The organism is Clostridium sp. (assembly GCF_051654825.1).
Lineage (GTDB): Bacteria > Bacillota > Clostridia > Clostridiales > Clostridiaceae > Clostridium.
On record NZ_JBOFYU010000162.1, the window covers coordinates 1 to 7,993 of the forward strand.

Consider the following 7,993-nt stretch of genomic DNA (forward strand, 5'->3'; position numbering starts at 1 on the left):
TATATAATGAAGGTGTAGATATTCCAGAAATAAATACTATTTTATTTTTAAGACCAACAGAAAGCTTAACAATATTCTTGCAACAATTAGGTAGAGGGTTAAGACTTTCTGAAGGAAAGGAATGCTTAACAGTTTTAGACTTTGTAGGTCAAGCGCATAAAAATTATAACTTTGAAGAAAAGTTTAGAGCTTTAATAGGAAGAACTACTCATTCTGTAAAGCATTATTTAGATAATGGATTTTTAACACTGCCAAAGGGATGTTATATACAATTAGAAAAGCAAGCTAAGGAATATATTTTAAGAAATATAAAATCAGCTGTTAATAATAAATCTAATTTAATTAATAAGTTAAGAACTTTTAAAAGTGATACATCTAAGGAATTAACTCTTGAAAACTTTTTAGCTTATCATCATTTATCCTTAATAGATTTTTATGGAAAGTCAGGAGATAGAAGTTTTTCAAGAATGTGTGTATTAGCTGAGACCAGAGATGATTTTAATGAAGAAGGCGAAGCTAATATAACTAAAAAACTTAAAAATCTATTTTTTATTAATTCTAGAAGATTTATAGAATTTGTTATTGAATTAATAAATAACTTTAATTTAAATCAAAGCTTAAATGTAAAAAATGAAGAAGCAAAATTAATGTTAAATATGCTTTATTATACTTTTTATAATAACTGCCCTAATAAAGAAGGTTTAATTTCCTTAGAAGAAGGCATTATTAAGTTGCTTAAAAATAAGGTTATGATGAAGGAAGTATGTGAGGTTTTAAAATATAATTATAATAATTTAGCTTTTATAGATAAGAAAGTAAATTTAGGATTTATATGTCCATTAGATTTACATTGCAGTTATTCAAGAGATGCTGCAATGGCTGTCTTTGGATATTATAATGAAAAAGCTAAGCCTGCGGTTAGAGAAGGTGTAAAATATTTTGCAAATAAAAAATTAGATATTTTCTTTATTACTTTAAATAAATCGGATAAGGATTTTTCACCTTCAACTTTATATGAAGATTATGCAATAAATGAAAAGTTATTTCATTGGCAAAGTCAAAGCACTACTTCAACAGAAAGTGTAACAGGGAAAAGATATATAAATCATATAAAGGAAAACAGTAAGGTTGCTTTATTTGTTAGAGAAGGAAAGACAAAGGATGGAATAACAGCTCCCTTTACTTATTTAGGTTTATGTAATTATAGAAGTCATACAGGAAGTAAGCCAATAAGCTTTGTATGGGAGCTTGAAGAGGAGATACCAGCATCTATGATTAATAAGGCTAATAAATCTATAATTATTTAAAAATGGATTTATAGTTTGTTTATATATGGAGTATATTAGGAATTTTTAGTATTATTATATGTAGATAGAAATTTATTAATATGGGAGGGATTTAATATGTGGATTAGAGTTCAGAAGAAAGATATATTAGTAGATGTTAGTTATATTCAAATTGAGAAGGCTTTATTAAAAAAGGGAAAAAGCATTATTTCAGGGTATACAGCAGGATTTACAATGCCAACAACTTTAGGTGAGTTTGAAAGCTTTGAAGAAGCTAAAATGGTTTTTGAAGAAATTCAAAATAATATAGCTCAAGGGACAAAATTATATACAATGCTATAAAAATACTTTTATTATGTATAGGCCAAGAGAAATCTTGGCTTATTTTTTTACTCTAAAAAACCTCGTCCTTTTATGTTGTATATTTTAACTGTTAATAATATAAGATTTTTTTTGCTTGATAGATATTTTGCATTTGAGGATCTTGTACATGAACTTAAGATTTCCTTTACCACCAGGTCATTTGATGAAACTACCCCAATGCTTTTTATTACACCTTGTGCTACAACTGTTTCAATAAGTTTTTGTTCTAAATTACAATAGTTTTTCACTTCATGTACTACTTCAATACATACATGTCCATTTGAATATGCATTATTCATTTTTTTTCCGGATGCATCACTTAACATATACATAGTAAGCTTATCATCCTTAATGCAATAGGAATAATACATTGGTACTGTATATGGTATATTGTTTTTAGATGTACTAAAGTTACACCTAAAACTTTTACCTATAACCTTATATATTTCTTTTAAGGAAAGCTCCTTATAATTAAATAATGAATTATAGTTACTTAGCAATTGTACACCTCTATATTATTTAAATTGTTAAAGTAATTAAATTACTTTTTCGCCTTACTTATAGTATATAAGTTTCTTAGAGGAAAAGTGATTTAATAAACTCTAAAATTAAATTAAAATAAAGTGATTTTTTTAATAAGTTTGTAACAAGTCTAAAATACAATATTATTAAAGTAAGAGGTAAGCAAGGAGAAGAAAGACATAAGCGTTGGAAAGGTGTTAAGAAAAGTTTATCTATATAATAGTGGATTTTTGGTTAAGTCCATATATTAACTTTTCTTACTTAAACATTAGCCATTAGATAAAAAAGTTAATTTAGGGAGGGGTTTTTATGAGTAATTTATTAGAAAAAAATATTAAGAATAATATTAAAGAAGTAGAAGCTTTATTTACTAGTGATGAAGTAATGGTTGGGTATTTTGAAACATTAAATTATAGTGCAGAGGAAAGAAGAAAAAGTCCAATATCAGGACCAAATGTTTTTGGATATTTATTTGTAAATGAGTGGGTTTGGAATACTATTTTTGTAGTAACAAATAAAAATCTTTATTTAATAAATACAAAGCAGGATTTTGAAAAGGTATCTATTAATAAGATTCCGTTAGAAGATATAGAGCATTTAAAGGTATTTCAATATGAAGGAAAGTCTACAATACAATTAAAGATTAAAAGAGAATCAGAAATTAAATATAAACCTTATTCAAATAATTATTTAGATATAGTTGAAGAGATAAAATCTACTGTAATTATAGAAAATAAAGAGCCTAGGGGAATGAATAAGGATAAGAGAGTAATAAAGTATGCAGTTTTAATAGGTGGATTTATATTTTTAGTAGTTGCAGCTTATATAATCCTTGCAACTATATAAAGTAAGTTAAATTTTTAGATAAATAGGGGGAGAATTATGAAGAGTATAAAAAGAATATTTTTAATGGCAATACCAGCTATGTTACTAATAACAGGATGTGGTATAAATAAGGAAATGACCTATAAGGAAAATGTTTCATCAGAGGAAATATTAAATCCTACTATTACTCAAAGTGATTTAGAAATTAATGTAGCTGCAGAGGAATTTTTTGTTCCACTTTATTATAAAGAAAATGATATTTTAGGGATTATAGGTGAAAAAGAAGGTGCAATGATATTATCGGGGTTTCCAGTTTCGGCAAAAACAAGGAGTCAGATGTATAAATTTAATAGTGATAATTCCATTTCAGAAACAAATGATAATTTAATAGCAAATTCACAATACTCTACAAGCGAAAAAGCTCAAAGAGGGATTTATACAAGTAATGAAGACGGTAAAATTTATTATTATGATAGGATAAAAGGAACAGAAACTGAAATTGAAGTAAATTATAAAATTAATCATGATGAAGAGGTTACAGAAGTTATAAGTTTTGGAGAAGGTGTAAATGGAAATGATGATTATTGTTTAATTTACCAAGGTATTAGCAAAAAACAAAGTGTAGAATATTTAGGGGGTTCAGATATTACTAATCCAGTTTTAATTTTAAAGAATATAAAAACTGCAGAGGAATTTGTTTTAAAAGATGAAGAGGCTATAGTAGATAGAGCAGGAATTATTTATGATAAGGTTACAGAAAGCTTTTACTTTATAAGTTATGGTGGGGAAATTAAAAAGATAGATTTAGTAAAGGGAAATATTAAATTAAAAGCTTATGACAGATTTCAAGTAGATGTGGGAAAGCGTGTTGGCGGTGTCGATATAAATGATAAAGGAGAACTAATTATAGATAGCTTTGAAGGAAGTGAAAAAATTAGAAAGTATAATTTAAAAACTAAAGAACAAAAGGTTATAGAAAATCCATTTAAGAAAAGTGGATATATAGAAGAATATTTACCTAAGTATAATATTGTAATTATAGCTAAGATAATACCAGAAGCTTCTTTTCAAAAAGAATATTATATAGGAAGAATAAATGGTGATGAAATTCAAATATATGATAAAATTAATTTTGAAATGGGGGATTATAATATGGTGGAAATGGCACCTACTGTAATTAATGATGATGGTACAGAGCTTATAATTACACTTGCTTTTTCAAATGAAGAGGATGGAGCTATGCCAGTATTTTCACAGTATGAGTATATAAAAATAAATATTGAAGGGGTTAAAAATGAATAAGATTTTAGTAGTTGAAGATGAAATTTCAATTAACGATATATTAACCACATCCCTTATAAGAGAGGGATATAATGTAGAATCAGCCTTTACTGGAGAAGAGGCTTTAAGACTAGAAAAATCCTTTAAACCAGACTTAGTTCTTTTAGATTTAATGCTTCCTGATATAAATGGTGAAGATATAATTAAAGATATACGAAATAATTGCTATGTAATAATGGTAACGGCTAAAGACACCATTACAGATAAGCTTAAGGGAATGGAAGAGGGAGCAGATGATTATATAACTAAGCCTTTTGATATAAGAGAAGTAAAAATGAGGATTAAGGCTATTCTTAGAAGAGAAGAAAAGCTAACTAGGGGAATAAGAGATAATACTAACAATTCCTTAGTAATAAATGAGCTAGAGAGAATTGTATTAAAAAATAATGTTCCTATAAAGCTAAATAAAAAGGAATTTGATTTATTAGCTTACTTTAATAAAAATAAAGGAATTATATTATCAAGAGACAAGCTTCTGGATAATGTTTGGGGCTTTGATTATTTTGGAGATGATAGAACTGTAGATGTTCATATAAGAAGGTTAAGAAGTAAGCTTGGAGAAGATAGTGACAATTCTATAATAGAAACTGTATTTGGCGTAGGCTATATAATGAGGTAGCTATGAGGTGGAGTATAAAAAATAAAATAACAGCTTCATTAGCCTTTGTAATAGTTTTTGTTATGATATTTTCTACAGTCTTTATTAGTAAAAGAATTCAAGAAAACATAGAGGGCTATATAAAAAATGATATGGATATTATAGTGAATTATTCTAAAGAGGTTATTAATACAAGTATTAAATCAGGTTATAACGATAAATGGAATATAGTTAGTAAAATAAGCGATGCCTTTAACATTTATGTTAGTTTTGTAAATAATGAAGGAACAAATAAAGGAAAGGTTATAAATAAAGAGGATATAGCCTTTTATATAAGATCTTCTAACAAGGATGATTCTTACTTAAAGCTTACTAATGGTGATAATTATTATTCAGCAACCTTAATGTATCCTATTTATATAGAAGATAAGTATGAAGGAAAGCTAATTTTACAAAAGGATTATACAGATGTTTATAAATCAAATTATAGCCTTTTACTTTATGTATTAGGAAGCCAAATAATATTAACTCTTATATTAATATTAACTATGTATTTTATAGTAAATAAAATTACTAGACCTTTAACTAGCTTAACTTATGCTATAAAAAAGTTCGGAGAAGGAAAAGAAGTTAATTATATAGAAGTTAAAACTAATGATGAAATAGGTGAAATAACAAAAGAATTTAATCAAATGAAGAAAAATATAAATGAGCTTAATAATACAACTAGGGAGTTTTTTAACTTAGCAACTCATGAACTTAAAACTCCATTAACAGCTATAAGAGGATATTCTCAAATGCTAACAGAAGAGGAATTTGAAGATGAATTTACATCTAGAGCAATATCTAGAATAGAAAAGGAATCTATAAAAATGAGTAAGCTTATAGAAAACTTACTTTCAGTTGCAAGGTCAGAAGCTAATGTTAAAAGAACAAAGGAGTTATTTAATGTAAAAGATATTATTAATGATGCATTAGTTACATCAAGTCAAGAAATAATAAATAAAGATATTAAAATTGAGCTTAGTGGTGATGATTTCTTTATAGAAGATATAAAGGAAGATTTGCAGTTAGTTATTTCAAATTTAATTAATAATGCAGTTAAGTATACTAAGGATAAACGAATAAAAATATTATTAAATGTTCATGAGAATAAAGGTGAGCTAATAGTAGAAAACACCCAAGACAATATAACAGAAAAAATAAAAAACAATTTATTTACTGCTTTTGTTAAAAGTGATCCTAATAAAAGAGAAATATCAAGTTCAGGATTAGGTCTTTATATATGTAAGATATTATGCTCAAAAAATAGATGGGATATATCTCATAATTTGGATAAAGATAAGATTTCATTTATATTAAAAATAATAAAAAATTAATTAGAAAGCTAGTTTAGCTATAATAGATTTCATAGATATAGAGGAAATTTATTGTAACTATACTAGCTTTTTTTATTACTTAAAAAAATGTTATTAGTGTAGAAAAACTTATAGCTCACAGATGGACGTTATATAAGTAAAATTTTATCATTATTATGTTACAACAAATTAGCTTTAAAAGAGATACTATGTTCCATATTTAAAATTCAAGGTAGCGTCTTCTAAAAACATATTATTTGTAGCTGAGTGATAAAAGCCTTTAAAAAATTCTGAGCCATAATCCATCCATAATTTAAAGCCAGGGCTATGGGAAATATTATCAATATTATTATCATTAATAAGGTTTAATGTATTAAGCATTTCCTGCTTTTGCTCTGGAGTATAATTAGTAAGGGTTTCAAGTTCTAAAAGTGCCATTCCATAGCATTTTTCTTTAAATTTATTTCTTGAGTATTCTCTAAAATCATTTAGAGGATAAGAATTTATTCCTTTAGATTTTGCAAAGCCTTCTACATCTAAAGAAGAAGCATGATATTTATATTCATTATCTTCAGGACTATATTTTAATACTCCATAATTAAACGGATAAATACTTAAAGAGCTAGAAGCTATATCATTAATATTTTTATTATCAATATTAGCAGAAGCTATATTTTGTATATGAATATGACCACTAAAATTAGTTTTAATATTATTATTTGCAAAAAGCTTTAAGATTTCATCGTTATTTTCAACAGTATAAAATTTACCGAAAAGCTTACTTTGATTAATAATATTGTGGTGGGTAACTGAAATTAAATTAGCTCCAATATCTTTTGCAAGCTTAACACAGTCATTTATCCAGCTTATAGTTTCATCTCTAATAATTCCTTTAGCATTTGGGCTTTTAGAGTTGTTTTCATATATATTAGTATCAAGCATTAAAAGCCAAGTATTTTCTGTTGGTGCAATTAAATAGCTAAGGGAAGCAGAATCACGAGATATAGCTTCATCATATCCAAACTCCTTATAAATATCATTAAATTCTGTACTTGAGATAGATTCAACCTTTTCTCTTTTATCTCCACTAAATTTCAAAGCCCAAGGATTAGAAATATCATGGTTGCCAGGTATAACATAAACCTTAGTTCCATTAGCTTCTACTTCCTTTAACTTTTTAGCTAATGATAAGTGACTAAGCTTTTCTCCATTATTAGTTAAATCACCACTTATAATAAGGAAATTAGGCGAAGTTTCCTTTATTTTTTCAAAAAGGATATTAGTTATTTCCTCAATATATAATAGTTCCTTTCCATCTCCACTAGCGATATATTTATTAAAGCTTTCACCATTATCATATAGAGATTTATCTAAATAATGTATATCAGATGCAATATAAAATTCTGCCTCTTCATCCTTTGAATATAAGTTTAATGTATTTAAAGTGTTTAATTCATCATTTTTAGCTTCTTTGTTTATACATCCTAAAAGGGAAGACACCATTATTATACTAATAATTAATAAAATTTTTTTTGTCCATTTAAATGTAGCCATAAGTGTAACCTCTCTTTAAAATTTTATGCAAGTTATATTATGTATATTAGAGTATGGTTAATAAGCTTATATTTTATTCAAGTTAAATTTTGAATATAGAGTAAAAAAGAATAGGTCCAAACATATATTGCAATATAAAGAAATTA

At 26.1% G+C, this 7,993-nt stretch carries 8 protein-coding genes; 6 read left to right on the forward strand and 2 right to left on the reverse strand.

Translation table 11 applies throughout. From position 1 onward, the window contains the following. Nucleotides 1-1,307, forward strand: a 1,307-nt coding sequence (locus tag ACRDBA_RS09735) for a DUF3427 domain-containing protein (RefSeq protein WP_438572727.1), incomplete at its 5' end; no start/stop codon positions are given. Between the two features lie 96 nt (nt 1,308-1,403). Further along, nucleotides 1,404-1,628 carry a hypothetical protein gene (locus ACRDBA_RS09740; RefSeq protein WP_438572728.1) on the forward strand — a complete coding sequence of 75 codons (225 nt, stop codon included), beginning with the start codon at nt 1,404-1,406 and terminating at the stop codon, nt 1,626-1,628. A 47-nt stretch (nt 1,629-1,675) separates the two neighbouring features. On the opposite strand, the gene ACRDBA_RS09745 is transcribed toward ACRDBA_RS09740, so the two are convergent. After that, nucleotides 1,676-2,149: a pyridoxamine 5'-phosphate oxidase family protein gene (locus ACRDBA_RS09745; protein WP_438572729.1), complete on the reverse strand. Its 474-nt coding sequence runs from the start codon at nt 2,147-2,149 to the stop codon at nt 1,676-1,678. A gap of 331 nt (nt 2,150-2,480) precedes the next feature. On the opposite strand from ACRDBA_RS09745, the gene ACRDBA_RS09750 reads away from it, so the two are divergent. From ACRDBA_RS09750 to ACRDBA_RS09765, 4 genes are read left to right on the forward strand one after another with little or no spacing between them, the layout of a single operon-like run. Then, nucleotides 2,481-3,017: a hypothetical protein gene (locus ACRDBA_RS09750; protein WP_438572730.1), complete on the forward strand. Its 537-nt coding sequence runs from the start codon at nt 2,481-2,483 to the stop codon at nt 3,015-3,017. Nucleotides 3,018-3,053: 36 nt separating this feature from the next. Beyond that, complete coding sequence (locus tag ACRDBA_RS09755) at nt 3,054-4,298, forward strand: hypothetical protein (RefSeq protein WP_438572731.1); 1,245 nt, start codon at nt 3,054-3,056, stop codon at nt 4,296-4,298. After that, entirely contained in the window at nt 4,291-4,956 is a 666-nt protein-coding gene (locus ACRDBA_RS09760) for a response regulator transcription factor (protein WP_438572732.1), read from the forward strand. Before ACRDBA_RS09755 ends, ACRDBA_RS09760 begins: the two co-directional genes overlap by 8 nt. Before the next feature lie 2 nt (nt 4,957-4,958). Continuing rightward, nucleotides 4,959-6,314 (forward strand): sensor histidine kinase, encoded by a 1,356-nt coding sequence (locus tag ACRDBA_RS09765; RefSeq protein WP_438572733.1) that lies wholly within the window; start codon nt 4,959-4,961, stop codon nt 6,312-6,314. A gap of 186 nt (nt 6,315-6,500) precedes the next feature. Here the strand turns inward: ACRDBA_RS09765 and ACRDBA_RS09770 are convergent, their stop codons facing one another. Next, a complete protein-coding gene (locus ACRDBA_RS09770) occupies nt 6,501-7,847 on the reverse strand; it encodes a metallophosphoesterase (RefSeq protein ID WP_438572734.1) in 1,347 nt (448 codons plus the stop codon). Nucleotides 7,848-7,993: the final 146 nt, after the last annotated feature.

Coding starts and splice junctions, on each gene's coding strand:
- ACRDBA_RS09760 (WP_438572732.1), top strand. CDS start 4,291: ATGAATAAGATTTTAGTAGTTGAAGATGAAATTTCAATTAACGATATA.
- ACRDBA_RS09755 (WP_438572731.1), top strand. CDS start 3,054: ATGAAGAGTATAAAAAGAATATTTTTAATGGCAATACCAGCTATGTTA.
- ACRDBA_RS09750 (WP_438572730.1), top strand. CDS start 2,481: ATGAGTAATTTATTAGAAAAAAATATTAAGAATAATATTAAAGAAGTA.
- ACRDBA_RS09765 (WP_438572733.1), top strand. CDS start 4,959: ATGAGGTGGAGTATAAAAAATAAAATAACAGCTTCATTAGCCTTTGTA.
- ACRDBA_RS09740 (WP_438572728.1), top strand. CDS start 1,404: ATGTGGATTAGAGTTCAGAAGAAAGATATATTAGTAGATGTTAGTTAT.
- ACRDBA_RS09770 (WP_438572734.1), bottom strand. CDS start 7,847: ATGGCTACATTTAAATGGACAAAAAAAATTTTATTAATTATTAGTATA.